Below are 22,734 nucleotides of genomic sequence, written 5' to 3'. Positions count from 1 at the left end.
TCCGCTGGATAAGTGATGTTATTTTATCACACATAGTTTCGCGGCGCTGAGGTTGGTTTCGTCTGAAAAAACAGCATCATTTGCCTGAAAAAGCAGCATATTCAGAATTTAAGCCGTCCTCTATCTCAAATCTGACGATAAATCAGATCCATTCTGAATCCACCTGAAGCGGAATTTGTTGGCATTTTGCTTTGCATCTCACTGAGTTAAGAAGTAATGTTCAGAAAGACTTAAGAAAAGTCTGGCATTATTTGAAATATCCCAATGCAGTTTGAACAATTACAACGGTTTTTTGATTGGAAAACGTCCAATCCTTTGAATTAAGACACTGTTTCCTTCGAATTCACAGCAATAACGCGTTAGCCAGGGTTCACAATAGGGCTAACAAACTATTCAGTCATTGAATGTTTCAATGGCAATTTCTCAGGTGATGGCAGGCAAATGGTGAAAAAATCCGCTCAACGTTCAGCGCTGATCTACACGGCTGCAACGACCGCGCTTTTCCTTTCTTCTTCCGCCATGGCGGCAGGGACCTGGTATGATGCACGTAATGACGCCATGGGCGGAACCGGCGTAGCATCTTCTCTTTATGGCTCCGCAGTGCTGGCGAACCCGGCATTAATGACGCGCGCCAAACCCGACGATAGCGTCAGCATTATTTTTCCCTCAGCGGGCATTCAGGTGACTGACAAAGATAAGCTGATAGATAAAGTCGATGATATTACGGACACCGTGGATCGTTACCGTGACGTGCTCAGTAATTTAACCTTCGCTGATTATCTGCGTGGCTATCCTGAAGTGCGCGCTGCCTCAGGCGATGTCGCTAACAAGCTCAGTGATTTGCGCGGTAACAAAGCAGACGGCAGCGCGGGTGCGGCCGTGGCCGTTACGATCCCCAACGACACTCTGCCTTTCGCCTTTATTACTAAGGCCTACGGTACGGCGCATGTCCGCGCCAACGTAGTACAGAGCGATATCGACTATCTGCGCGGTGTGGCTAACGGCACAGTGCTTCCTCGTCCTGGCGATCAAAATAACCTGCGCTCCAGCGCGAATGGATTAGCGGCCCTGACCACCGATTATGGTGTAGCGGTGGCGCATGAGTTCACCATCGCCGGTCAGCCGGTATCAGTTGGCGTGACGCCGAAAGTGCAGAAAACCTGGCTCTATAACTACACCGCCAGCATCTACAACTACGACAAGAACGACATCAACAATAGTAAGTATCGCAGCACCGACACCGGCTTTAACGTTGATGCCGGCCTGGCGACCACCTTTGCTGAAAACTGGACGCTGGGTGTAACCGGACAGAACCTGGTTTCACGCGATCTGCAGACCAAAGAGGTCAATGGTTTCCGCGACACCTACCAGATTCGCCCGCTGGTCACCACCGGTCTGGCCTGGGATAAAGGTCCGTTTACCGTGACGGGCGATGTGGATCTGACTGAAACCAAACGCTTCAAAACTCAGGATAACAGCCAGTATGCGGCAGTGGGCGCGGAATACCGCGTACTTGACTGGCTGCAGCTGCGTGCTGGTTATCGTGCGGACATGCGTTCTAACGACGAAAATGTCGCTACGGCCGGTTTTGGTCTGTCACCGTTTAACAAAGCCGTACATCTGGATCTGGCGGGCTCTGTGGGTGCTAACAACACCTGGGGCGCGATGATGCAGCTGGGCTTTAACTTCTAAGCGCGTTATTCAGACTGTTCGGGGGCGGGCGATGCACTATCGCCCGCCCTTGTGTTATCCTTGCACAGAATTCCATCACCCCTTAATTACCGGATTGTCTGCGCTTCATGCCTAATTTCTCTTCGCAACGTTTCTCTATCGCCCCTATGCTCGACTGGACCGATCGTCACTGTCGCTATTTTCATCGCCAGCTGACCGGTGACACGCTGCTCTACACCGAAATGGTGACCACGGGCGCAATCATTCATGGCAAAGGGGATTACCTGGCTTACAGTGAGGCTGAGCATCCGGTCGCGTTGCAGCTTGGCGGTAGCGATCCGGCGGCACTGGCGCAGTGCGCGAAGCTGGCAGAGCAGCGCGGCTATGATGAAGTGAACCTTAATGTCGGCTGTCCCTCTGATCGCGTGCAGAATGGCCGTTTCGGCGCCTGCCTCATGGCCGAGGCGAATCTGGTCGCAGATGCCGTTAAAGCGATGCGCGACGTGGTCTCAATTCCGGTCACGGTGAAAACCCGTATTGGCATCGATGAGCTGGACAGCTATGAATTCCTGACCGATTTTATCGGCACGGTGGCGGGGCGAGGTGAGTGCGAGACATTTATCATTCATGCGCGTAAAGCCTGGCTCTCCGGCCTCAGCCCGAAAGAGAACCGCGAGATTCCACCGCTGGATTATCCCCGCGTCTATCAGCTGAAACGCGATTTTCCGCAACTGACCATCGCCCTCAATGGCGGCGTAAAAACGCTGGAAGAGGCACAGACTCATCTGCAACACCTTGACGGCGTGATGATGGGACGTGAAGCCTACCAAAATCCCGGCATTCTGGCGCAGGTCGATCAGACATTGTTTGGTCGTCAGCATCCGGCGGCTAACCCGGTTGAAGTGGTGCGCGCCATGTATCCCTATATTGAAGCAGAACTGGCGAAGGGGACGTATCTGGGACATGTCACGCGCCATATGCTGGGTTTGTTCCATGGGATTCCGGGCGCCCGCCAGTGGCGACGCCACCTGAGTGAAAATGCCCACAAGCCCGGTGCCGATGTCCGTGTGCTGGAAGCGGCGCTGGCGCTGGTCGCCGATAAGATCCCGCAGGAAGCCTGACGCCTCATCTGAACCCGAAAAAACCAGCTCTGAACGCTGGTTTTTTTTACGCCACTATGTGGTTTTTTTCACCAGATTGCTCTCTTCTGTTTATCTCTTATCAACTAAAAATCAATAAGTTAACTGTTGGCACGTTTTTTGTAATAACTATAACAATCGGAATTAAAAAGGAGCGCTGACGTGGAAATTTTATTCGTATTAGGGTTTTTCCTGATGCTGTTGCTGACAGGCGTTTCGCTGTTGGGCGTGCTGGCAGCACTGGTGGTCGCAACCATCGTGATGTTTGTCGGTGGACTGTTTGCAATTGTTATTAAAGTGTTGCCGTGGCTGGTGCTGGCGGTAATTGCGGTCTGGCTGCATCGTGCCTTTTTTGGCGACAGCGATGAGCGAGCACGTCGCAAGCTGCGGCGTAAGATCAACAGGTTAGACCGCAAAGGCTGGCGCTAAATGCGGTGAAGATCACAGTGTGAGAGATTGGTCAGGGCTGATCTGCAATTAAACATATTTTTTACTTATGTTTTCTGGCAGGATGCCTGTCGTCAAATCGATGTGCCATCGACTCGACATGAATTCATCGCCGCTGTCCCTACACCAGCGCGAACAAAAAATAAAAAAAGAGAAGGGCTTCCCGCGGGAAGCCCTTTTTGTTGCTCACTACTATGGAATTAAGAGACAGGATCCCTGCGTGGCGCGGCTCTCCAGCATCTGGTGCGCTTTGCTGGCCTCTTTCAGCGCAAACTTCTGCTGCTCCGGTACATCAACTTTAATTGCGCCACTCGCCAGCAGGGAGAAAAGCTCGGCACTGGCGGTTTCCAGCTCCTGCTGGTTGGTGATATAGCCAAACAGTGAAGGGCGGGTCACAAACAGCGAGCCTTTCTTATTCAGAATGCCGAGATCAATCCCGGTCACCGGACCCGAAGCATTGCCAAAACTGACCATCAGCCCATGACGGCGCAATGAGTCCAGCGATGCTTCCCAGGTATCTTTGCCCACTGAGTCATAAACTACGCCCACTTTTTTCCCGTCGGTCAGTTCGCTGACGCGTTGCGCAATATTCTCTTCGCGGTAGTTAATCGTCGCCCAGGCGCCAGCCTTCTTGGCCATCGCTGCCTTTTCTGCTGACCCGACTGTGCCAATCAAATGGGCACCCAGCGCTTTTGCCCACTGACAGGCAATTAAACCGACGCCGCCCGCAGCGGCATGAAAAAGGAAGGTCTCACCGGCGCTGATTTTATAGGTCTGGCGCAGCAGATATTGTGTGGTCAGCCCTTTCAGGTAGCTGGCTGCGCCCTGCTCAAAACTGATCGCCTCCGGGAGATGCATCAGGCGATCTTCCGCCACGTTGTGCACTTCGCTATAGGCCCCCATCGACGCCAGACAGTAGACCACGCGATCGCCGGGCTTAAATAATGTCACGCCACGTCCAACCCGCGACACCACGCCCGCGGCTTCTGTACCCAGGCCAGAGGGAAAAGCGGCGACCGGATAAAGTCCGCTGCGAACATAGGTATCGATGTAATTAATGCCGATAGCGCGATGTTCTACCTGCACTTCATGTTCGGCCGGATCAGCAGGTTCAAAATCTGTCCACTCTAAAACGTCCGGGCCGCCCTGTGCGCTGAACTGAATACGCTTTGCCATTCTGACTCCTGTGATTGTTTCATCATGAGGGTGAGGCACGCACCCCAACTAAGGTATACTTGCGCGTCCCCACAGAAGATCGGTAATGCATTCACTATGGCAGGAAATAAACCCACCAACAAATCGAACGAAACGCAGGATCGCCAGCTCGCAGGCGTGAAAATGCCCCCGCATTCGCTGGAAGCGGAGCAGTCGGTGCTCGGTGGGTTAATGCTGGATAACGAGCGCTGGGACAATGTCTCTGAGCGCGTCGTCGCGAATGATTTTTTCAACCGCTCGCATCGGCTGATTTTTTCAGAGATGCAGCGGCTGCTGGAAAACAGCAAGCCCATTGACCTGATTACGCTCTCCGAATCGCTGGAAACCCGTGGCGAGCTGGAGATGGCGGGCGGCTTTGCCTATCTGGCGGAACTGGCGAAAAACACCCCGAGCGCGGCGAACATCGGCGCCTATGCTGACATCGTGCGTGAACGTGCGGTGGTGCGCGAGATGATCGCCGTCGCTAACCAGATTGCTGATGCCGGTTATGATCCGCAGGGGCGTAACAGCGAAGAGCTGCTCGACTTCGCGGAGTCGAACGTCTTTAAAATTGCGGAAGCGCGCGCGGATAAGGATGCTGGCCCGAAAAACATCGAGCAGATTCTGGAATCGACCGTATCGCGTATCGAATCGCTCTATCAGACACCGCACGATGGCGTCACTGGCGTCGATACCGGCTATCAGGATCTGAATAAAAAGACCGCGGGCCTGCAGGGTTCTGATCTGATTATTGTCGCCGCACGTCCTTCGATGGGTAAAACCACTTTTGCGATGAACCTGTGCGAAAACGCCGCCATGCTGCAGGAAAAACCGGTGCTGATCTTCAGTCTGGAGATGCCCAGCGAGCAGATCATGATGCGTATGCTGGCGTCACTCTCCCGCGTCGATCAGACCCGCATCCGTACCGGACAGCTGGATGATGAGGACTGGGCGCGTATTTCCGGCACCATGGGTATCCTGCTTGAGAAGAAGAACATGTACATTGATGACTCTTCCGGCCTGACGCCCACCGAAGTGCGTTCACGCGCCCGGCGCATCTACCGTGAAAACGGTGGATTAAGCATGATCATGATCGACTATCTGCAACTGATGCGCGTGCCGTCGCTGTCGGACAACCGTACGCTGGAAATTGCTGAGATCTCCCGCTCGCTGAAAGCACTGGCCAAAGAGCTGAACGTGCCGGTTGTGGCGCTGTCGCAGCTTAACCGCTCGCTGGAGCAGCGAGCCGATAAACGTCCGGTCAACTCGGATCTACGTGAATCGGGCTCGATCGAGCAGGATGCGGATTTGATCATGTTTATCTATCGCGATGAGGTTTACCACGAAAACAGCGATCTTAAAGGGATCGCGGAGATCATTCTGGGTAAACAGCGTAACGGCCCGATCGGTACAGTACGCCTGACCTTTAACGGTCAGTGGTCACGCTTCGACAACTACGCTGGCCCGCAATACGACGACGAATAATCCCCGGTTTGTGCTGTCATGCACGATCTGTGCATGACAGCCCCCATCATCACAAAATAGTGTTGGACAACCTCTCGGGTTATCGGGTTATCTGTAACAAAGCGACGCCCATCACGCTGTGGAAACGGAATGACTCACGTAGACGATTACGACCTTAAAATCCTGACTTTATTACAATCCAACGGCCGTCTGACCAATCAGGAACTCAGCGATCTGGTCGGCCTTTCTGCCTCACAATGTTCCCGCCGTCGTATCAATCTGGAACAGGCTAATCTGATCCTGGGTTATCATGCCCGGCTGTCGCCCGATGCCATCGGGCTTGGCATGGTGGGATTGATTGAGGTGCGTTTAATTAACCACACCGCAGAATATGTTGAGAGCTTTCACCGGATGGTGGAGCAGGAACAGGCGATCGTGGATGCCTATAAAACCACCGGCGATGCGGACTATCTGCTTAAAGTGGCAGTGGCCGATCTCAATTCCCTTAGTGCGTTAATCAGCCAGTTAGTCGCGGGCCACCAGAGCGTTTCCCATGTGAAAACCTCGGTAGTGCTGGGACGCATGAAAGAGAACGGGCTGATGATGCTGCCTGAGCAGAAGACGCGCTAAAAAGGTGCGCGCTGTGCGCTTTTGGTGCACACTTGCGGCAATTAATGCGAAGAGCGCGCATGGAGTTGGACTTTAACGCATAGGTTGACGGTATTAGTCGGAATTTATGCACAAAGTTCTTTTTTAAAGCGCCTTAGATATCAATGGGATATCGCTGGCACCCGGTTTACAGCAGTTCAGTGCTGTGGCGATGGTGCGTTTTTTGCATCGAAACCGCATCCTTTGCACTGAGAAAACCCCATGGATAACATCGCAGAACCCTCCCGCGTCCCGCATTCGCGCATTGAAGATGCGCTGGCGATGGTGCTTGGCACCCTGATGGTCTCGTTCGGCGTCATTATGCTGAAACAGGCGGGGGCGCTGACCGGCAGCACCGCAGGCATCGCCTTTCTGATCAGCTACCTGTCGCCGCTTTCGTTCGGCAGCGCGTTTTTCCTGATCAACATCCCTTTTTACTGGCTGGCGGTAAAACGCATGGGCTGGGAGTTTACGCTGAAAACCTTCTGCGCCGTCGGTCTGGTGTCGCTGTTCACCCAACTGCACCCGCTGTTCGTCCACTTTTCTGACCTTAACCCCTTCTATGCGACACTGTTCGGTAACGTCATCATGGGAATCGGGTTTATAGTGTTATTTCGTCATAAGGCGAGCCTGGGCGGCATCAATATTCTGGCGCTGTGGCTACAGGATCGCTTTGGGATCCGCGCGGGGAAACTGCAAATGGCCGTCGATACCTGCGTCGTGCTGGCGTCACTGTTTGTGGTGAGTGGCCCCATCCTGCTCGCGTCGATTGCGGGTGCGGTGATCCTGAATCTGATTATTGCAATGAACCACCGTCCGGGACGCTATCGGGTTTAATCCGCATCTTCCCTCTGGACCAATCATGGAGACCTACACCGTGTTTCAAAACGTTGATGCCTATGCTGGCGATCCGATTCTGTCGTTGATGGAAGCCTTCAAACAAGACCCACGCGAACACAAAGTTAACCTGAGTATCGGCCTCTATTACGACGAAAAGGGCATCATCCCGCAGCTGAAGGCTGTAGCCGCTGCCGAAGAGCAGATCTATGCTGAGCCGCATCAGGCATCGCTCTATCTGCCAATGGAAGGGCTGAACAGCTACCGTAGTGCGATTGCACCGCTGCTGTTTGGTGCCGATCATCCGGTGTTAAACGCGGGCCGTATCGCCTCTATTCAGACGCTGGGCGGTTCTGGCGCGCTGAAAGTGGGCGCGGATTTCCTTAAGCGCTACTTCCCGCAGTCTGCGGTCTGGGTCAGCGATCCGACCTGGGAAAACCACGTTGCGATTTTTAATGGTGCAGGTTTTGAGGTAAATACCTATCCCTGGTATGACGCAGAGACCCACGGCGTGCGGTTTGATGCCTTTATCAGCACCCTGAAAACCCTGCCAGCGCAGAGCGTCGTGCTGCTGCATCCCTGCTGTCATAACCCGACCGGCGCTGACCTGACTGATGCGCAGTGGGATCAGACCGTTGAGGTGCTGAAAGCACAGCAGCTGATTCCTTTCCTGGATATCGCCTATCAGGGCTTTGGTGCCGGCATGCAGCAGGATGCCTATGCGTTGCGCGCGGTCGCGGCGGCGGGCCTGCCAGCCCTGGTGAGCAACTCCTTCTCCAAAATTTTCTCGCTCTATGGCGAGCGCGTAGGCGGTCTCTCTATCGTCTGTGACAGCGCCGAAGAGTCAGCGCGTGTGCTGGGCCAGTTAAAAGCGACGGTTCGCCGCAACTACTCCAGCCCGCCGAATTTCGGTGCGCAGGTTGTTGCGCGCGTACTCAACGATGACGAGTTGAAGGCCAACTGGCTGGCTGAAGTGGAAGCGATGCGCTTACGCATTCTGGACATGCGTCAGTCGCTGGTGGACGTGCTGAGCACCGCACTGCCAGGTAAAAACTTCGACTACCTGCTGAAGCAGCGTGGCATGTTCAGCTACACCGGCCTGAGTGCGCAGCAGGTCGATCGTCTGCGCAACGAATTTGGCATCTATCTGGTGGGCAGTGGCCGCATGTGTGTGGCCGGTCTGAACAGCACAAATGTGCATCAGGTGGCTGAAGCGTTTGCCGCCGTGATGTAACGGCAGCCATGCTGTGAAAAAAACCGTCAGGGTGCTCTCTGGCGGTTTTTTTATGGGTCAGGGTTTACCTTTCGGCGACATGCTGCACACTTAAACGGGGTAACCGTTTCAGGAATAAGCTATGTGGCATCAACAAACTATTACGCTGAGCGCGAAGCCGCGCGGGTTTCATCTGGTCACCGATGAGATCGTGAACTCGCTCTCCGGACTGCGTGATATCAAAACCGGTCTGCTGCATCTTCTGTTGCAGCATACTTCGGCATCGTTAACCTTAAATGAGAATTGCGACCCGACGGTGCGCAGCGACATGGAGCAGCATTTCATGCGGCACGTGCCGGAGAATGCGCCTTATCAGCACGACTACGAAGGGCGGGATGATATGCCGGCGCACATCAAATCGTCGACCTTAGGGGTTTCGTTGTTATTACCGGTTCAGCGGGGACGTCTGGTGCTGGGCACCTGGCAGGGTATCTGGCTGGGCGAGCATCGCATTGAGGGCGGTGCCAGGCGGATTGTCGCCACTTTACAAGGGGAATCGTAATGAATAACTCAGACTTACTGACCTATTGCATGAGCAAGCCGGGCGCGGAGCAGAGCGTCCACAGTGACTGGAAAGCCACGCAGATTAAAAGCAACGGCGTGCTGTTTGCGATGGTACATGAGGCGAAAGGGCGACCCGCGGTCTCGCTGAAATCGACGCCTGCGCTGGCCGAATTACTGCGTGAAGAGCATAGCGATATTATTCCCAGCGAGCATCTGAACAAGTCACACTGGAGCACGCTGTTCCTGGACGGTTCGCTGAAAGATTCCCAGATCTACTATCTGATCGATGCCTCATTCCAGCAGGTTGCAACGGCCCGCTAGACGGCAATAAAAAACCCTCTTACCGGAGCAAGAGGGTTTCAGAGGCAGCGGGTTACGCGGCAGGCTGCTCGCGCAGGGTATTAATGTCGATAACGAAGCGGTATTTCACATCGCTTTTCAGCATGCGCTCATAGGCTTCATTGATCTGGTCCATCGCGATCAGTTCAATGTCTGACGTAATGCCGTGCTCACCACAGAAATCGAGCATCTCCTGGGTCTCTGCGATGCCGCCGATCAGTGAACCGGCGATGCTGCGACGCTTGAAGATCAGGTTAAACACCTGCGGTGCCGGGTGATCGTGCTCTGGTGCACCCACCAGCGTCATGTTGCCATCCAGCTTCAGCAGGGTGATGAAGGGGTTGAGATCGTGCTGAGCCGCCACGGTATTCAGAATGAAGTCAAAGCTGTTGGCGTGCTGCGCCATCTGCTCCGCATCTTTGGAGATCACGACTTCATCGGCACCCAGACGTTTGCCATCTTCAATTTTGGAAGGCGAAGTGGTGAACAGCACCACATGTGCGCCCATGGCATGGGCAATTTTCACGCCCATATGGCCCAGGCCGCCTAAGCCTACGATACCCACTTTCTTGCCCGGGCCGACATTCCAGTGGCGCAGCGGCGAGTAAGTGGTGATACCGGCACACAGCAGCGGTGCCACGCCCGCCAGCTCCAGGTTCTCGGGAATGCGCAGCACAAAGCTCTCATCAACCACCATCGACGTTGAGTAACCGCCGTAGGTAATGGCGCCGGTTTCGCGATCTTCACCGTTATAGGTGCCAACAAAGCCGTTTTCGCAATACTGCTCCAGCCCCTGCTGACAGCTCGGACAGCTGCGGCACGAATCGACCATGCAGCCTACGCCGACCAGATCGCCGACTTTGTATTTCTGCGTCTGCGGGCCAACGGCCGTGACGCGACCGACAATTTCATGACCCGGAACCACGGGGAAAATGGTGTTTTTCCACTCATTACGGGCCTGATGCAGGTCTGAGTGGCAGACGCCACAGAACAGCACCTCAAGCTGAACGTCATGGGCGCGCAGCTCACGCGGCTTAAAATCGAACGGTGCCAGTTTGGATTTTGCATCCTGAGCAGCATACGCATGCGTAATATTCATGGTGTCTCCAGTTTCGATGTGTCGTGAGTGTTATTCGATGAAGTGCAGCAGCGTTGATGTGCTGCGAAAACAGGGCGACGCCAGGGGCGTGCCAAAGAGGAACTGCTTAAGGATAGTCAGCGTGGGGAAAAGCGTATATGCCTATACATGTCTGAATCTTGCCTGATTCTGCATTTTTCTGGCTGTATCGCCAGGGGAGAGTAAAAGGCCCGCACGCGGCGGGCCTGACAAAATTACTTCTGTAACAGTGGTTTCAGGAAGCGTGCGGTATGTGATTTCTCACACTCCGCCACGGTTTCTGGCGTACCAGCTACCAGTATTTCACCACCGCCGCTGCCGCCTTCCGGACCCAGGTCGACAATCCAGTCTGCAGTTTTGACCACATCCAGGTTGTGCTCAATCACCACGATGGTGTTGCCCTGATCGCGCAGCTTATGCAGCACTTCCAGCAGTTGCTGGATATCGGCAAAGTGCAGGCCGGTAGTCGGTTCATCCAGAATGTAGAGCGTCTGACCGGTGCCACGCTTTGACAGCTCACGCGCCAGCTTCACGCGCTGGGCTTCACCGCCGGAAAGGGTGGTGGCGGACTGACCGAGGCGGATGTAGGTGAGACCGACATCGATCAACGTCTGCAACTTACGCGCCAGCGCCGGCACCGCATCGAAGAACTCACGAGCCTCTTCGATGGTCATCTCCAGCACTTCGTGAATGCTCTTGCCTTTGTACTTCACTTCCAGCGTTTCACGGTTATAGCGTTTGCCTTTGCACTGATCGCACGGCACATAAATGTCCGGAAGGAAGTGCATTTCGACTTTCAGCACGCCATCGCCCTGACAGGCTTCACAGCGTCCGCCACGCACGTTAAAGCTGAAGCGGCCCGGATTGTAGCCGCGTGAACGCGCTTCCGGCACGCCCGCAAACAGTTCACGCACCGGGGTGAAGATGCCGGTGTAGGTGGCCGGGTTAGAGCGCGGTGTACGACCAATCGGGCTCTGGTCGATGTCGATTACTTTGTCGAAGTGCTCCAGTCCCGCCACGTCACGGTAAGGTGCCGGTTCGGCGATGGTCGCGCCGTTCAGCGCCCGCTGGGCAATCGGGAAGAGCGTATCGTTGATCAGGGTCGATTTACCCGAGCCGGAAACACCGGTAATACAGGTGAACAGCCCGACCGGCAGCGTCAGCGTGACATCCTTGAGGTTGTTGCCGCGTGCGCCGGTAATCTTCAGGACTTTGGCCGGATCGCCTTTGACGCGCTCCTCTGGCACCACAATGCCACGCTTGCCGCTCAGGAACTGGCCGGTCAGAGAGGCCTCTTCCGCCATAATCTGATCAACGGTGCCTTCAGCCACCACCTGGCCGCCATGCACGCCCGCACCCGGACCGATATCGATCACATGGTCAGCGGCACGAATCGCATCTTCATCATGCTCAACTACGATCACCGTGTTACCGAGGTCGCGCAGATGAATCAGGGTGCCAAGCAGACGCTCGTTGTCGCGCTGGTGCAGGCCGATTGAAGGCTCATCCAGCACATACATCACGCCGACCAGACCGGCACCGATCTGGCTGGCCAGACGGATACGCTGCGCTTCACCACCGGACAGGGTCTCGGCGGAACGCGACATCGAAAGATAGTTCAGGCCGACGTTGACCAGGAAGCTCAGGCGATCGCCAATCTCTTTCAGGATTTTCTCGGCGATCTGCGCACGCTGGCCGCTGAGTTTCATGTTTTCAAAGAAGGACATCGCATGGCCGATGCTCATCTCAGAGATGGTCGGCAGCGTGGTGTTCTCCACGAAGACATGACGCGCTTCACGACGCAGACGGGTCCCTTCACAGCTGGCACAGGCGCGGTTGCTGATAAATTTCGCCAGCTCTTCGCGTACCGCTGAGGACTCGGTCTCTTTGTAGCGGCGCTCCATGTTATTGAGTACGCCTTCAAACGGATGACGGCGCACCGAGGTGTCGCCGCGATCGTTGATGTACTTGAATTCGATGCTCTCTTTGCCTGATCCGTACAGAATCACTTTCTGTACGTTTTCTGGCAGGCTGCCGAACGACGCTTCGATATCAAAATCGAGGTGTTCCGCCAGCGAACGCAGCATCTGGAAATAGTAGAAATTGCGGCGATCCCAGCCACGAATTGCACCGCCCGCCAGCGAGAGTTCAGGATTCTGCACCACGCGGTCAGGGTCAAAATATTGCTGTACGCCAAGGCCGTCACAGGTCGGACAGGCGCCCGCCGGGTTGTTAAACGAGAACAGGCGCGGCTCCAGCTCGCTCATGCTGTAACCACAGATCGGGCAGGCGAAGTTAGCCGAGAAGAGCAGCTCTTCTGCGGCGCTGTCATCCATGTCCGCCACGATGGCCGTCCCGCCGGAGAGCTCCAGCGTGGTCTCAAACGATTCCGCCAGGCGGGTCGCGAGATCTTCACGCACTTTAAAGCGGTCAATCACCACTTCAATGGTGTGCTTCTTCTGCAGCTCGAGTTTTGGCGGGTCGGAGAGGTCACACACTTCGCCATCAATACGCGCACGGATATAGCCCTGGGTCGCCAGATTCTCCAGCGTTTTGGTGTGCTCACCCTTACGATCTTTCACCACCGGCGCCAGCAGCATCAGGCGACGGCCTTCCGGCTGGGAGAGCACCTGATCGACCATCTGGCTGACGGTCTGCGCCGCCAGCGGCACATCATGATCCGGGCAGCGCGGTTCGCCAACGCGGGCAAACAGCAGACGCAGGTAATCATGGATCTCGGTGATGGTTCCCACGGTCGAGCGTGGGTTGTGCGAGGTGGATTTCTGTTCAATGGAAATGGCGGGCGACAAACCTTCGATATGATCGACGTCCGGCTTCTCCATTAACGAAAGAAACTGGCGCGCATACGCAGAGAGCGACTCCACATAGCGGCGCTGACCTTCCGCATACAGCGTATCAAACGCCAGTGAGGATTTACCGGAACCTGACAGGCCGGTTACCACAATGAGTTTGTCGCGTGGGATGGTCAGGTTGATGTTTTTCAAATTATGGGTGCGGGCACCACGAACTTCGATCTTATCCATTCACCTTTCCCGGATTAGCAGCACTCACCGCGCCTTGCCGACACGGCCAGAATAAACGTGTCATTATGGCACAAAAAATAGACTGAATAAATATCCAGTACTCTTAGCCTCCGGAGCGCAGAGGATTAAAACTGGAACCCCGCTCGAAAGTGGGAAACAGACCGCAGGACGTGTTAGAATTGATAGATTAGACTGTATGCATTAACTCATCGGGAGACAGCAACATGGCCAGTCGTGGCGTTAACAAAGTGATTCTTGTCGGGAATCTGGGTCAGGATCCGGAAGTACGTTATATGCCAAATGGTGGCGCTGTTGCCAACATTACGCTGGCTACGTCGGAAAGCTGGCGCGACAAGCAGACCGGTGAAAACAAAGAGATCACTGAGTGGCACCGTGTGGTGCTGTTTGGCAAACTGGCTGAAGTCGCGGGTGAATACCTGAAAAAAGGGTCGCAGGTCTATATCGAAGGCCAGCTGCGCACCCGTAAATGGCAGGATCAGGGTGGCCAGGAGCGTTACACCACAGAAGTCGTGGTTAACGTTGGCGGTACCATGCAGATGCTGGGTGGCCGTCAGCAGGGCGGTAACGCCGGTGCAGGCGCTCCAGCCGGTGGCGGCGCGCAGGGCGGTGGCAACAACAATGGCTGGGGTCAGCCGCAGCAGCCGCAGGGCAACAATAACCAGTTCAGTGGCGGCGCGCAGTCCCGTCCGCAGCCGCAGCCACAGAGCGCGCCGGCCAGCAACAACAACGAACCACCAATGGATTTCGACGACGATATTCCGTTCTGATTCCGTTGGCCAGAGAGTACAAAAAAAGCCCGCTTTGCGGGCTTTTTTATGCGCGGCTTTCGCTGGCGGTTACGACCATTCTGCCAGAATCGCCTCTGTGCTCAGCACACGCGGCACGTTGCCGGGGATCAGCAGTGAGGCCCACACATCATTGTGCTGGTTAATCAGTGCTTCGGCGCTGACCCAGCGGCGATCTGCCGTGGTGTGCGCATCAGCGGCAACGGTAATCGCATAGCCCGAACTGGCACCGACTTTTATCGTGGTATCCAGGCAGTAGTCAGTGGCACAACCGCACACCACAAATTCCTCTACCGCCAGCCTCTTTAACAGCGCGGCCAGGTCGGTGTGCCAGAAGCTGTCGCAGGCAGTTTTAGTCACATAGTGTGCGCCAGCAGGCTGAACAATTTCCGGCAGCAGATCGAAAGCCGCATTACCCTCGCACATCTCGCCTTCGCGGTGCTGGATAAATATTGTGATATCGGCGCGTTCGGTCAGCCGGTTAATCTGTGCAATCCTTCCCGCTGTGTCGAAGCGTGGCGTGCTGAAGACGCCATTCTGCATATCAATGACCACGACTACCCGCTGTGCCATGCTTAATCCCATCCGGTTTGAAAAAAGCAGTGTTACCTGAGGCATTGCGGAAAGCAATCTTTTGCATTTTCCCCCCTGTCACAGGCATGCTAAACCGACTGGTTAAATAAGGAGAGAGAAGTGGAAGGTGTTCCGGCGAGTTTCCCCTGTGAGAAAGACCGCGCCCGGTTTCAGCAACTCGCCGAACTGCCCGGTGTGGAACTCTATCAGGCCCACATCTCCCGCTACGCATTTGAACCCCATACCCATGAAGCCTTTGGTATCGGCACCATTGAAGCGGGCGCGCAACGCTTTCGCTACCGCGGCACCGAATATACTGCGCCGGAGAACTCGCTGGTCATGATGAATCCGGATGAGCTGCATACCGGTGAGTCAGCGTGTGAAGAGGGCTGGCGCTACCAGATGATCTACATTCAGCCGCAGCTGATGGATGAACTGACCGGCGATCGTGGCTGGTGGTTCAACGAGGCGCTGTTGACCGATCCGCGGGTGGCGCGGCCGCTCTCCCACACGCTGGCGACTCTCTGGCAGGCGGAATCACCACTGGCACGTCAGAGCCTGCTCGCTGAACTGCTGTTGCAGATTCGTCCGCTGGCACGCATGTCCTCACAGGGCAGACCGGATGCACGGCATCGTTTTGATCAGGTAAGAGATTTTCTGCGCGCGAACCTCGCAGAACCGGTGCGGCTGGATGAGCTGGCGGCGCTGGCATCGCTTTCGCCGTGGCACTTCTTACGCGCCTTTCGACAGCACTATCACGTTACGCCGCATCAGATGCTGATGGCTTTCCGGCTTTACGACGCCAAGCAAAGGCTGGCACAGGGTGAACCGGCTGCCAGCGTTGCGGCGGCGGTGGGATTAACCGATCAGGCCCATCTGACCCGCGCCTTTGCAAACCGTTATGGCATCACGCCGGGCCGCTATCAAAAGCAGGTGCGCCAGCCCTGATACCACCGCAATCTGCTACAAGCATTCCCCGCCCGAACCCGCCACACTGAACTAAAAAGCTATATAAGGAAGAAATTATGTTTGCTGGTGTCATGTTTGCCGTCACCGCCGGACTGCTGTGGGGGCTGATCTTTGTCGGGCCGCTGCTGGTGCCTGACTATCCTGGCGCGCTGCAATCGGCGGGACGTTATGTGGCGTTTGGGCTGATTGCGCTGCCGCTGGCCTGGCACGGTCGTCATCGCCTGCGCAAGCTGGCCCGGGCTGACTGGCGTGAGGCGGTAAAGCTCTCGCTGGTGGGAAACCTCCTCTACTATGCGTTTCTGGCGAACGCCATTCAGCGCACTGGCGGGCCGGTCTCCACCATGATTATCGGCACGCTGCCGGTGGTGATCGCTGTGACGGCCAATCTCTGTTACGGCCATCTTGAAGGACGCCTGCCGTGGCGGCGGCTGTTTCCGGCACTGGTCATGATGGCGGCCGGATTACTCTGCGTAAATGCGGCGGAGCTACAGAGTCAGGGCCACTCACTTGATCTCAGCCGTTATCTGACCGGTATCGCGCTGGCGCTGCTGGCTGTGGTCTGCTGGACCTGGTATCCGCTGCGCAATGCCCGCTGGCTGCGTACTCATCCCGAACTGCGGCCCTCAACCTGGGCAACAGCGCAGGGAGTCGTGACGCTGCCGATGGCGCTAATCATGTACGCGTTGGTCAGCGCACAGCTCGCCTGGCAACAGCCAGCTTTTTCGCTGCCGTTTGGGCCGCGTCCTGCGGTGTTTATCTACCTGATGCTGGCGATCGGTCTGCTCTGTTCCTGGCTGGGGACCTTATGCTGGAACGCAGCCAGCCAGCGTCTGCCCACCGTACTGATGGGTCCACTGATTGTTTTTGAGATCCTTTTCGGCCTGTTGTGGACTTTTCTCTGGTATCAAAGCTGGCCACCCCTGCTCACCGTGACGGGCATTGTTTGTCTGATGGCGGGTGTCCTGTGGGCAATGCGCATCAAACCGCAGCCTCTCGTCGTCGCGATTAAAGAGTAAACCGCGAAGATCGCCAAAAGACCTCTGCCGCGCGGATAACACGCCGCGCGGCTTTTTAAGATTAAACCCTACCCCGATTTGCTCGCTCTCCGGCAGATTTGTGCCGCGAAATCGATTTCATGCCCCTGCGTAATCGCACCTTAACCCCCGAAAGCCTCTCTGATCCTCCGTTTGTCAGTGAAAAAACGGGACTGATGGTCTCCTGAACATAGCGATGCTCAGCGCTGGCAGAGGGTAACTGTTCAGATATCGGTCATTAATCAGGAAAAATAGCGCAGCATTATGGACGTTATGCTTTTATCAGCGGCTTTTTATTGCGGTATGGTCCTGAGAAAGGGAGGCTGAAAACCACTATTAACTTCACTCATTGATGAATGAGTAAGAAAACTCCGCCGCTGCGTTAATAATTAAAGATTAATCTCTGGCATCAATGATGCGCAATGAAGAGAGCGAAAAGATAGACACATAACGTTAGTGATAAGGAGCAATAAACTATTTATCCTGGATTAATCCTGGAGAAAGTATATGCCATTAACCCATAGCCCGGAATTAAACGCAGCCGCAAAAATTTGAGTCAGGTCCAGCATTAACTCAAATGTATGGCGATTGTTTTTTGCGCGATGTTTAAATTGCCTTAATGATATTGAGACGATTTAGTTCCGACGATTAGCTGGGCTTACGTAAGATAGGGAGGGCCCAATCCCGCGTAAACGAGATTGGGAAGGGAAGAGTAGCCGTAGAATGCGAGACGTTTGCTGTTGTGAATCAATTTTACCGCAAAAAAAGAAGCTTAGCCGTGAAGCCATTCATTAGTTATAAATGGAGCGGAAAAGGGTGCCGCAATTGTCCTGTTAAATGATCTTCATCTCTTCTGGTAAGAACAAATCTCAGCGTTAAGTCTAAAAAGCGCGGTAGCATTGGGTTTAGCGGTTCTCCGTGCCTGACGGATAATGGTATACGCTGCGGCTGATATCTAATAAGCGGCAGCTGCGGCGGGTGCCGATGTCAAAGGTGGCCTGCAGGAAATCCACAGCCTGACGTTTTTCATTAGTGGTAAAGAAGTGCTTCAGAACGCTCTGCAGCATCTCTTTGTCCGAGTTGAGCGTCTGCAGTTCACGCGTGATGTTCTGCAGTTTTTCTTCCAGCTCTTTGATTTTTCTGCCTTCTTCCGAAGACAACCCAGAAAACTTCTTCTTCCAGCTGTAGAACGTGGCTTCAGAGATGCCTAACTCTTCACAAATCTCTCTGACTTTCACGCCCGATTCAGAAGCTTTAATGGCATTTGTGATTTGATCTTCGCTGTATCGTGACTTTCTCATAAATGCTCTTACCTTTCTTATCGATTAATGGATGAGAATGACTTTAATAATTTCTGGCACTGTAAGATTCTATTAAGGCAGTATTAAAGTGCGCGAATTGAATTGCGAAGCCTAAATTAAGATATTTAGAATAAATATCATCATGGGATAAATCTTATTTTATTCTTATCCGGTGGGCGTGCCTTCCTGGAGGGGGCTTTTTGTTATAAATTCATCGCATCCAAAATACGAAAAAATTCTACGTACATTGGATATTTAGCCTGACCGACTTGATTAATATGCCGGGAAGGACTCTTAAAGGTTGTTTTATTTTCAGCCTGAAATCGTTTCCATCTGAAGTGATTCGCGCCATTTATAATAAGAATTATCCTGAATTAACACTCCGGATCATGATTTACATCTCAATTTTCGGACCAGCATGGTCTGAAGTCTTACATTTTCGCCAGGCCCACTGAGCGCTTATTAATTCGTTACAGGGATGTTGTACCGAAGCGGTTGTAGTTGAGTAATACTAAGGAAGAGTCGATGAAATTGAGCGTAATGTCTAATGCCGCCTGGATGATGTCTGAGAAGATCATCTCCGTCTTTGGCGTCATTTTTGTGACGTCTTACGTGGCGAAATCCTTTGGCCCAACGGTGTTTGGCCAGATGGCGTTTTCTACTTCACTATTTGCGATGGTGCAAACCGTTGCAATCTTTGGCACCGAAACCATTCTGTTTAAACGCGTCAGCAAAAATGCGTCAAAAGGCCTGCGCCTGATGACCATCGCCCGTACGATGAGAATGGTGCTGTTGCTGGTCACTTCGGTGCCAGTCTTAATCTGGGTCTGGTACAACATGCAGGAAAATTTCCTGGCGTTTGCACTGGCCTCATTTGTTGCCTCGGTTTTTGTCACCCAGGATACCTTCAGCGTTTATAACAACGCGCGTCTTGCCTCGCGTCTTAACACCATCGCCAACGCCGTGGGCATGCTGCTGAGTTTCGGCATCAGCTTCACCGTCGCCTGGCTGCGTCTTAATCCGCTCTGGCTGACGCTGTCGATTGTCGCAGTGACCCTGGTGCCTTACCTGATTAAGCGTCACAACTTCTATCAGGACCATCAGGATCAGATGCCACCGCGTGAAAAGCGCACGGCCTATCTGCGTTATCTGATGTATGCCGGTCTGCCGCTGGCGATCTCCAGCATCTTTATCTCTGTGCAGGTAAAAGCAGCGCAGATGTTCCTGGCAGGCACGGCACCCGCGCGCGACCTCGGGCTGTTTGCGGCGGCGAATACCATTTCCGCCTCATGGATTTTTATCCCGGTGGCGCTCATCACCTCCTGCTTCACTGAAATCTTCAGGGAGCGGGGCGAGGTCGCCATTAAGCTGGCTGCGCGGCTCAATGGCTATGTTATGGCTGTTTCATTGCTGATGCTGCTGGTCATTTCGCTTTATGGCGAGCGGATCATCATTGCGTTGTACGGCCCGGAATTTACACAGTCAGGAAGTCTCATTACGTTGCTGTCGATAGCGACCAGCTTTTCGGCAATGGGGACCGTAGCGTATCGCTACATGGTCAAAGAGGGAGGATTTAACTACTTGCTGAGGAAAATCATCTGCCTGATGGTCATCAGTTTGCCGCTCTCCTGGTGGTTGATCCAGGGTCACGGCATCATGGGGGCCGCGTGGAGCGTTTTCCTTTCAGAACTTTTGTCCCTGACCGTAATGAATTACTTCTTTAAAAACGGCGTCATTCAAAAGATTCAGGTTTCCTCACTCAACTACAAAACATACAAATGAGGTCAGATATGCTCAAGTTGAAAGAAGAACTCAGAAGAAGTGTGCAGTATTTTATTAAGAAGATGCCCTGGGCTTATCAGGACCGCATCTACTACTTCCATAAGTTCAGAAAGCTGCCCAATCTGCGTCAGCCAAAAGTGTTCAACGAGAAGGTGTTGTACCGTAAGTTTATCTTCGGCGATTACCAGAACTATGGTCGTCTGTCAGATAAGTACTCGGTGCGCGAATTCATTGCTGAAAAAATCGGTAATGAATACCTGATCCCGCTGGTACACGAAACCACTGACCCGACCACGCTCAACAGCTTACCCTGCTGGAAGGGGACGGTGATCAAGCCGAACCACGCCTCCAACATGGTAGAGATTCTGCTGGAGGAGCCGGACGCACTGCGCAAGCAGCAGATCATTCATGACTGCTATCGCTGGCTGAAGACCGACTTCGCCAACGAAGCGCGTGAGATTCACTATCGCTATATCAAGCCACGTATCCTGGTTGAGAAGTACATTGGTGATGGCAAAAGCGCGCCGATTGATTACAAGTTTCATATGTTCAACAAGCGTGATGGCAAGTTCGAATATGTGCTGCAGGTGATCTACAACCGCTGCCAGCCGCTGCTGTCGATGAATTTCTACGTGAATAACCTCAATGAGGCCTATCACAAGATTCGCGATACCGGTCTGGATGTCTCACCGATTATGCCGTCACTGGAACATGCGCTCGAACTGAGCAAGAAGCTGGCCAGTGATTTCGACTACGTGCGTGTGGACTGGTATATCCATGACGAGCGGATCTACTTTGGCGAACTGACCTTCACCCCAGGTGCAGGACTGGTCACCGGATTAGATCGTGGTTTAAATCAGATGATGGGAGATATGTGGATTCAGGACCGCCGCGGAACGCAGAGCCCGGGCGTTACAGTGCAGGATGTTAATATCCCTGCCATGTTGAAGAAAATTTAAGTACACACAGCAATATAAAAAACCCCGCTAAGCGGGGTTTTTTATGCGCAAAAATCAGGGCATCGGCCAGTCAGCAGGCGCCTGGCTCATCACATCGATAAAGGCATGCTTTGAGATTTCCAGAAAGTTATGCACGTTATCCATGCTCAGGGTAATGCCCATCAGACCGGTAACAAACCAGCAGGTCATGCCTAAACCAATCCCGCCACACATAAATGCCATCACGTGACGGCTATCCTGACGAAGTTTGGTTTTCAGGGTGCTGGCAAAAAACATCATGACTGCGCTCAGCAATTCCCAACGCATAACAAGTAAACTGGCGGTTAACGTAGCCATCGGCCGGACCTCAATATCAGTAAGTATTCCTGACAATCTGCGGACATCACCGGCGGCGGAAAAGTGTGTCAGGGGGTGCTTTTTCGCCGTCAACCCAGGTTCAAAGTGTGACTTGGGTCACATTATATCACCCGATTTTAAATTTTGAACAAAATTTGACTCTGGTATGGTAGCGGCGTGAGGGAATAGTGAGAAGTAGAAGAAGAACGGCGGGGAAATCAGTCAGATGCGCCCGGGCGGGCGCATCTGAAGGGTCAACGAACCGGACAGCACTCGCCGGTCGTGCGCTGGGTGAAGCTACTGATACCGTCATTGCAGCCAAAACTCAGCAGGCGAGGGCGCTGAATCGCCTGGCGGCGCATGGTGTGGCGGTAAGCGGTAGGCGTCTGTGAAAACTGACGACGAAACACACGGGAGAAGGTCTGCTGCGAGTCATAGCCATACTGCATCGCAATATCAAACACCGGGCGCTGTGTCTGCGACAGGGCTTCTGCAGCCAGCGTCAGACGGCGCTCGCGAATATAGCCACCCAGCGTCTGTTTCGTTACCGAACGGAACATACGCTGCAGGTGCCATTTCGAATAGCCCGATTTTGCGGCAACCTCATCGATCGACAGGCTCTTATCCAGGTTCTGGTCAATCCAGTGCGTCAGGGAATGAATGATCTCTTCTTGCATCATGGCCTCATCCTTCTGGTGCTTAATAAGCGGTAATAGGAGTTTAGTGGTTTTGATGGAGAGCGAGTATAATTCCTCAAGTTAACTTGAGGTAAAGAGCCTGATGAAAAAAGAACGCAACTATCCCAAACCGGTTTTAACACCGGGTGAAGTGGCGCGCCGCAGCGGTGTGGCGGTCTCGGCGCTGCACTTCTATGAGACCAAAGGGCTGATCTCCAGCACCCGCAACAGCGGCAATCAGCGGCGATACAGCCGTGATGTGCTGCGACGCGTCGCTATTATTAAGATTGCGCAGCGCATCGGCATTCCGCTGGCGACGGTCAGTAACAGTCTTGATCACATTCCGGCGAACACGCGCATGTCAGCACCGGAGTGGGATGCGCTGACCCGGCACTGGCGCGAAGAGCTGGATAAGCGCATTGAAACCCTGACCCGCCTGCGTAATGACCTGGATGGCTGTATCGGCTGCGGCTGTTTGTCGATGCGCGACTGCCCGCTGCGCAATCCCGGCGACCGGCTGGGTCAGCAGGGCTCGGGTGCGGTGCTGCTTGATCCAGAACAGGATGATAAACATCCGGATGTGGAGTGACGTCTATACTAGGGGGAGGTCAAAACACAGG

The 22,734-nt window shown here is 54.1% G+C and carries 22 protein-coding genes; 15 read left to right on the top strand and 7 right to left on the bottom strand.

Annotation, left to right across the window (positions count from 1 at the left end; genetic code table 11):
• Positions 1-441: 441 nt before the first annotated feature.
• The 3 genes from ACR8BN_RS17840 (at position 442) to pspG (ending at position 3,239) form a co-directional block, all read left to right on the top strand.
• Positions 442-1,692 (top strand): conjugal transfer protein TraF, encoded by a 1,251-nt coding sequence (locus ACR8BN_RS17840; RefSeq protein ID WP_031591792.1) that lies wholly within the window; start codon positions 442-444, stop codon positions 1,690-1,692.
• A 107-nt stretch (positions 1,693-1,799) separates the two neighbouring features.
• Positions 1,800-2,792 carry a tRNA dihydrouridine(20/20a) synthase DusA gene (dusA, locus tag ACR8BN_RS17835; RefSeq protein WP_434747191.1) on the top strand — a complete coding sequence of 331 codons (993 nt, stop codon included), beginning with the start codon at positions 1,800-1,802 and terminating at the stop codon, positions 2,790-2,792.
• Positions 2,793-2,972: 180 nt separating this feature from the next.
• Positions 2,973-3,239 (top strand): envelope stress response protein PspG, encoded by a 267-nt coding sequence (gene pspG, locus ACR8BN_RS17830; RefSeq protein ID WP_010252199.1) that lies wholly within the window; start codon positions 2,973-2,975, stop codon positions 3,237-3,239.
• 210 nt (positions 3,240-3,449) lie between these two features.
• On the opposite strand, the gene ACR8BN_RS17825 is transcribed toward pspG, so the two are convergent.
• Complete coding sequence (locus ACR8BN_RS17825) at positions 3,450-4,433, bottom strand: quinone oxidoreductase (protein WP_434747190.1); 984 nt, start codon at positions 4,431-4,433, stop codon at positions 3,450-3,452.
• A gap of 96 nt (positions 4,434-4,529) precedes the next feature.
• Here ACR8BN_RS17825 and dnaB point away from each other — a divergent pair, with 96 nt between their 5' ends.
• From dnaB to ACR8BN_RS17795, 6 genes are all read left to right on the top strand, one after another.
• Positions 4,530-5,936 carry a replicative DNA helicase gene (gene dnaB, locus ACR8BN_RS17820; protein WP_010252197.1) on the top strand — a complete coding sequence of 469 codons (1,407 nt, stop codon included), beginning with the start codon at positions 4,530-4,532 and terminating at the stop codon, positions 5,934-5,936.
• 129 nt (positions 5,937-6,065) lie between these two features.
• On the top strand, positions 6,066-6,545 hold the full coding sequence (locus ACR8BN_RS17815) for an Lrp/AsnC family transcriptional regulator (RefSeq protein WP_010252196.1): 480 nt from the start codon (positions 6,066-6,068) through the stop codon (positions 6,543-6,545).
• Between the two features lie 240 nt (positions 6,546-6,785).
• Entirely contained in the window at positions 6,786-7,400 is a 615-nt protein-coding gene (locus tag ACR8BN_RS17810; protein ID WP_003855751.1) for a YitT family protein, read from the top strand.
• 40 nt (positions 7,401-7,440) lie between these two features.
• Positions 7,441-8,634, top strand: a complete 1,194-nt coding sequence (locus tag ACR8BN_RS17805) for an amino acid aminotransferase (RefSeq protein WP_208003210.1) — start codon at positions 7,441-7,443, stop codon at positions 8,632-8,634.
• 121 nt (positions 8,635-8,755) lie between these two features.
• On the top strand, positions 8,756-9,175 hold the full coding sequence (locus tag ACR8BN_RS17800; RefSeq protein ID WP_031591785.1) for a secondary thiamine-phosphate synthase enzyme YjbQ: 420 nt from the start codon (positions 8,756-8,758) through the stop codon (positions 9,173-9,175).
• Positions 9,175-9,498: an MmcQ/YjbR family DNA-binding protein gene (locus ACR8BN_RS17795; RefSeq protein WP_031591784.1), complete on the top strand. Its 324-nt coding sequence runs from the start codon at positions 9,175-9,177 to the stop codon at positions 9,496-9,498. The genes ACR8BN_RS17800 and ACR8BN_RS17795 overlap by 1 nt, the downstream gene beginning before the upstream one ends.
• A 52-nt stretch (positions 9,499-9,550) precedes the next feature.
• Here the strand turns inward: ACR8BN_RS17795 and ACR8BN_RS17790 are convergent, their stop codons facing one another.
• Together ACR8BN_RS17790 and uvrA are read right to left on the bottom strand one after the other, a co-directional pair.
• Positions 9,551-10,615: an NAD(P)-dependent alcohol dehydrogenase gene (locus ACR8BN_RS17790; RefSeq protein ID WP_010252184.1), complete on the bottom strand. Its 1,065-nt coding sequence runs from the start codon at positions 10,613-10,615 to the stop codon at positions 9,551-9,553.
• Between the two features lie 233 nt (positions 10,616-10,848).
• Entirely contained in the window at positions 10,849-13,677 is a 2,829-nt protein-coding gene (gene uvrA, locus ACR8BN_RS17785; RefSeq protein ID WP_031591782.1) for an excinuclease ABC subunit UvrA, read from the bottom strand.
• Positions 13,678-13,901: 224 nt separating this feature from the next.
• Between uvrA and ssb1 the strand changes: the two genes are divergently transcribed.
• Entirely contained in the window at positions 13,902-14,465 is a 564-nt protein-coding gene (gene ssb1, locus ACR8BN_RS17780; RefSeq protein ID WP_010252180.1) for a single-stranded DNA-binding protein SSB1, read from the top strand.
• A 69-nt stretch (positions 14,466-14,534) separates the two neighbouring features.
• Here the strand turns inward: ssb1 and ACR8BN_RS17775 are convergent, their stop codons facing one another.
• Positions 14,535-15,056, bottom strand: a complete 522-nt coding sequence (locus ACR8BN_RS17775; protein ID WP_115764054.1) for an isochorismatase family protein — start codon at positions 15,054-15,056, stop codon at positions 14,535-14,537.
• 120 nt (positions 15,057-15,176) lie between these two features.
• Here ACR8BN_RS17775 and ACR8BN_RS17770 point away from each other — a divergent pair, with 120 nt between their 5' ends.
• On the top strand, positions 15,177-16,004 hold the full coding sequence (locus ACR8BN_RS17770; RefSeq protein WP_031591778.1) for an AraC family transcriptional regulator: 828 nt from the start codon (positions 15,177-15,179) through the stop codon (positions 16,002-16,004).
• A 77-nt stretch (positions 16,005-16,081) separates the two neighbouring features.
• Positions 16,082-17,041 (top strand): DMT family transporter, encoded by a 960-nt coding sequence (locus ACR8BN_RS17765; protein ID WP_434747189.1) that lies wholly within the window; start codon positions 16,082-16,084, stop codon positions 17,039-17,041.
• A gap of 923 nt (positions 17,042-17,964) precedes the next feature.
• Here ACR8BN_RS17765 and ACR8BN_RS17760 read toward each other — a convergent pair.
• Positions 17,965-18,360 carry a transposase gene (locus ACR8BN_RS17760; protein WP_003855733.1) on the bottom strand — a complete coding sequence of 132 codons (396 nt, stop codon included), beginning with the start codon at positions 18,358-18,360 and terminating at the stop codon, positions 17,965-17,967.
• Positions 18,361-18,885: 525 nt separating this feature from the next.
• Between ACR8BN_RS17760 and ACR8BN_RS17755 the strand changes: the two genes are divergently transcribed.
• Together ACR8BN_RS17755 and ACR8BN_RS17750 are read left to right on the top strand one after the other, a co-directional pair.
• Positions 18,886-20,142, top strand: a complete 1,257-nt coding sequence (locus ACR8BN_RS17755) for an oligosaccharide flippase family protein (RefSeq protein WP_031591774.1) — start codon at positions 18,886-18,888, stop codon at positions 20,140-20,142.
• 8 nt (positions 20,143-20,150) lie between these two features.
• Positions 20,151-21,101, top strand: a complete 951-nt coding sequence (locus tag ACR8BN_RS17750; protein ID WP_031591771.1) for an ATP-grasp fold amidoligase family protein — start codon at positions 20,151-20,153, stop codon at positions 21,099-21,101.
• Positions 21,102-21,155: 54 nt separating this feature from the next.
• On the opposite strand, the gene ACR8BN_RS17745 is transcribed toward ACR8BN_RS17750, so the two are convergent.
• Both ACR8BN_RS17745 and soxS read right to left on the bottom strand, forming a co-directional pair.
• Positions 21,156-21,437, bottom strand: a complete 282-nt coding sequence (locus tag ACR8BN_RS17745) for a YjcB family protein (protein ID WP_031591768.1) — start codon at positions 21,435-21,437, stop codon at positions 21,156-21,158.
• Between the two features lie 254 nt (positions 21,438-21,691).
• Positions 21,692-22,117, bottom strand: coding sequence for a superoxide response transcriptional regulator SoxS (soxS, locus tag ACR8BN_RS17740; protein WP_010252163.1), 426 nt, complete (start codon positions 22,115-22,117; stop codon positions 21,692-21,694).
• 100 nt (positions 22,118-22,217) lie between these two features.
• On the opposite strand from soxS, the gene soxR reads away from it, so the two are divergent.
• Positions 22,218-22,703, top strand: coding sequence for a redox-sensitive transcriptional activator SoxR (gene soxR, locus ACR8BN_RS17735; protein WP_031591766.1), 486 nt, complete (start codon positions 22,218-22,220; stop codon positions 22,701-22,703).
• Positions 22,704-22,734: the final 31 nt, after the last annotated feature.

It is taken from the genome of Pantoea sp. Lu_F5_004, assembly GCF_051136245.1.
Taxonomy (GTDB): domain Bacteria; phylum Pseudomonadota; class Gammaproteobacteria; order Enterobacterales; family Enterobacteriaceae; genus Pantoea; species Pantoea agglomerans.
The sequence above is the reverse complement of the archived record's forward strand: the minus strand, read 5'-3'. Positions and strand labels throughout refer to the sequence as shown.

Coding starts and splice junctions, on each gene's coding strand:
- ACR8BN_RS17840 (WP_031591792.1), top strand. CDS start 442: ATGGTGAAAAAATCCGCTCAACGTTCAGCGCTGATCTACACGGCTGCA.
- dusA (WP_434747191.1), top strand. CDS start 1,800: ATGCCTAATTTCTCTTCGCAACGTTTCTCTATCGCCCCTATGCTCGAC.
- ACR8BN_RS17825 (WP_434747190.1), bottom strand. CDS start 4,433: ATGGCAAAGCGTATTCAGTTCAGCGCACAGGGCGGCCCGGACGTTTTA.
- dnaB (WP_010252197.1), top strand. CDS start 4,530: ATGGCAGGAAATAAACCCACCAACAAATCGAACGAAACGCAGGATCGC.
- ACR8BN_RS17815 (WP_010252196.1), top strand. CDS start 6,066: ATGACTCACGTAGACGATTACGACCTTAAAATCCTGACTTTATTACAA.
- ACR8BN_RS17810 (WP_003855751.1), top strand. CDS start 6,786: ATGGATAACATCGCAGAACCCTCCCGCGTCCCGCATTCGCGCATTGAA.
- ACR8BN_RS17800 (WP_031591785.1), top strand. CDS start 8,756: ATGTGGCATCAACAAACTATTACGCTGAGCGCGAAGCCGCGCGGGTTT.
- ACR8BN_RS17795 (WP_031591784.1), top strand. CDS start 9,175: ATGAATAACTCAGACTTACTGACCTATTGCATGAGCAAGCCGGGCGCG.
- ACR8BN_RS17790 (WP_010252184.1), bottom strand. CDS start 10,615: ATGAATATTACGCATGCGTATGCTGCTCAGGATGCAAAATCCAAACTG.
- uvrA (WP_031591782.1), bottom strand. CDS start 13,677: ATGGATAAGATCGAAGTTCGTGGTGCCCGCACCCATAATTTGAAAAAC.
- ssb1 (WP_010252180.1), top strand. CDS start 13,902: ATGGCCAGTCGTGGCGTTAACAAAGTGATTCTTGTCGGGAATCTGGGT.
- ACR8BN_RS17775 (WP_115764054.1), bottom strand. CDS start 15,056: ATGGCACAGCGGGTAGTCGTGGTCATTGATATGCAGAATGGCGTCTTC.
- ACR8BN_RS17765 (WP_434747189.1), top strand. CDS start 16,082: ATGTTTGCTGGTGTCATGTTTGCCGTCACCGCCGGACTGCTGTGGGGG.
- ACR8BN_RS17760 (WP_003855733.1), bottom strand. CDS start 18,360: ATGAGAAAGTCACGATACAGCGAAGATCAAATCACAAATGCCATTAAA.
- ACR8BN_RS17755 (WP_031591774.1), top strand. CDS start 18,886: ATGAAATTGAGCGTAATGTCTAATGCCGCCTGGATGATGTCTGAGAAG.
- ACR8BN_RS17750 (WP_031591771.1), top strand. CDS start 20,151: ATGCTCAAGTTGAAAGAAGAACTCAGAAGAAGTGTGCAGTATTTTATT.
- ACR8BN_RS17745 (WP_031591768.1), bottom strand. CDS start 21,437: ATGGCTACGTTAACCGCCAGTTTACTTGTTATGCGTTGGGAATTGCTG.
- soxS (WP_010252163.1), bottom strand. CDS start 22,117: ATGATGCAAGAAGAGATCATTCATTCCCTGACGCACTGGATTGACCAG.
- soxR (WP_031591766.1), top strand. CDS start 22,218: ATGAAAAAAGAACGCAACTATCCCAAACCGGTTTTAACACCGGGTGAA.